2 protein-coding genes are annotated in these 2,311 nt (G+C 69.4%); one reads left to right on the plus strand and one right to left on the minus strand.

The genetic code is table 11. The features are described 5' to 3' along the window. Positions 1-51: 51 nt before the first annotated feature. A complete protein-coding gene (locus FVW27_RS13455; protein WP_341806140.1) occupies positions 52-1,080 on the minus strand; it encodes a TRAP transporter substrate-binding protein in 1,029 nt (342 codons plus the stop codon). Between the two features lie 584 nt (positions 1,081-1,664). Between FVW27_RS13455 and FVW27_RS13460 the strand changes: the two genes are divergently transcribed. Next, positions 1,665-2,311: MerR family transcriptional regulator (locus FVW27_RS13460; protein ID WP_167125948.1), on the plus strand; the 647-nt coding region annotated here is incomplete at its 3' end.

Consider the following 2,311-nt stretch of genomic DNA (forward strand, 5'->3'; position numbering starts at 1 on the left):
AGGGGCCGAGCCCCGCGACCGGGGCAGGCGATGCGGCGGCGGGTCCCGCCGTCATTCCGCCCCCTGGCGCCCCACCGCCGCCAGCACGCGGGCCAGCATGTCGCGGGTATGCGGGTCGGCAAACAGGGCGCTTTGGCGCAGCGCGTCGGCGCGCGCACGAAACGAGGCAAGATCCGGCGCGTCCACCACCTGCATGCCCGCCTCGCGCAGGCGGCGCAGATAGTCGGCGTCCTTCTGGCGGTTGTAAGCCCGCTGATACGCGGCGGCGTCGGCCATGCACTGCATGACCAGCGTACGGTCCGACTGGGGCAGCCCATTGAACCATGCCAGGTTGGCCAGGTCCGCGTGGGCGGAATACACGTGCCCGGTCAGCGAAAGGTATTTCTGCACCTCGGGCATGCGGTATTCCGCCATGACCCACAGCGGGTTTTCCTGCCCGTCGATGGTGCCCTGCTGCAATTCCGCGTAGATGGGCCACCCCATGGGCGTAGGGTTGGCGCCAAGGGCGCGCCACAGCTCGCGGTGCAGGGTCGATTCCAGCACGCGTATCTTCAGCCCGCGCACGTCATCCACGCTGCGCACCGGGCGCACGTTGTTGGTCAGGTGGCGGAAGCCGTTCTCGGAAAAGTGCAGCCCCTTCAGACCCACCCGTTCCAGCGCATCCAGCAGCGCCCTGCCTGTCGGCCCGTCCAGTACGCGGTCCGCCTCTGCCGCATCGCGGAACAGGAAGGGGTAGTCCAGCACCTTCACCTCGGGTACGAACGGGTCGAGCACCCCCAGGGTGATGATGGCCAGATGCACGCCGCCCAACTGCAGCTGTTGCAGGATTTCCGTCTCCGTGCCCAGGGTGCCGGAATGGTGCACCACCACCCGGTACGCCCCGTGCGAACGTTCCTCCAGCAACTGCCGGAACCGTTCGGCGCAGACGTGCTGGGCCGAGCCGGGCGTGGTCACCACGGCCAGGGTCAGTTCCGTGGCCGCGCTGGCGGTACGCGGCCCCCCGGACAGGATGGCCGCCAGACAAACCAGGATCAGCCCGAGGGACGCGGCAAGGGCGCGCCCGCGGCGGCAGCAGGGCACGTCGGACGACAACGGACGGAGGCAACGGGGGGAACAGAGGAGGCGGAGGGTGCGGAAACAACGGTGCATGGCGGTCCTCGGCGGGTGGCGGAAGGGGAACACGGCGGTCGGGGCACGGCGGGAAAATCTTGGCCTTTCTATCGGAAACCCTGCGGAAAGCGTACGGTGGGGAAGCGGCAACACCCTGCCTTCACAGGTTGAAATACCGATAGCCGCATGATAAGCATGCGATATATGCGAACCGGCAAGGGCCGGAGCGGCATGACGCACCGGCGGTCGCCGCCGACTCCGTACCGGTTCCGTACCGGACCCGTGACGGGCGCGCACCATAGCCGCTCGGACGGCGGGGTTCAACCCCCGGGGCGCCCCGCTGGCCGCCCGGCCATCCGCCTGCCTGGCTGCCCGCCGGGTATTCCAATGGATGCAGCCTAGCACACAACGCCGCAACGCGCACCCGCGCCCAGTCCACACAGGGGCCGGGCACAATCCGCATGAACGCCGCATCGGGGGTCGCCCGCATACCGGCCCGCCCCACCGCCGCGCGTCAGGCCATCGCACCCATCGAGACACACCAAAGGATTTTCATGACCGAAGGCAACCTGACCCACCGCGACCTTGCCCGCCTGCTGGGCGTCTCCGAAACCACGGTCAAAAGCTACCGCCGCAAGTTTCCGGACTGCATCCCCGTGGCCAGCCAGGGCAAGCCCATCCGCTTCACGGCGGAAGCCGCGGCGGTGTCCCTGCGCATCCGCGACCTGTTCGAGATGGGCATGTCGGTGGAAGAGGTGCGCACCCGCCTGGCCGCCGAATTCGCGTGGATAACGCCGGAAGCCCCTGCCCGTGATGCCCGGGACGACCGGGACGACGCGGAATCCGCCGAACCCGCCACGCCGCCGCAGCCCGCCCGCGTGGAACTGCCGCAGGACTTCACCCTGGCCGTAAGCAACCTGGCCAAGAGCATGGTGGGGCTGACCCAGCAGCAGAACGCCATCCTGAAGCGGGTGCAGCACATCGAGACCCTGATCACCGCGCTGTCCCCCGCGTCCGGTGATGGAGACGTACCGGGCGCGACCAGTACACCGGGCACGACCACCTTGCAGGGCCGCCCTGCCTGGCTGGACGAGGCGCAGGCCCTGGCCGTGCGGTTCGAAGCCCTGCTGGGCGCCGTGGCGGGTTCCGAAGATGGCGATGCGGGACACGCCGCATCCGTGGCCGCGCCCCGCGCCGCGTC

It is taken from the genome of Nitratidesulfovibrio liaohensis, assembly GCF_011682075.1.
Taxonomy (GTDB): Bacteria; Desulfobacterota; Desulfovibrionia; order Desulfovibrionales; family Desulfovibrionaceae; genus Cupidesulfovibrio; species Cupidesulfovibrio liaohensis.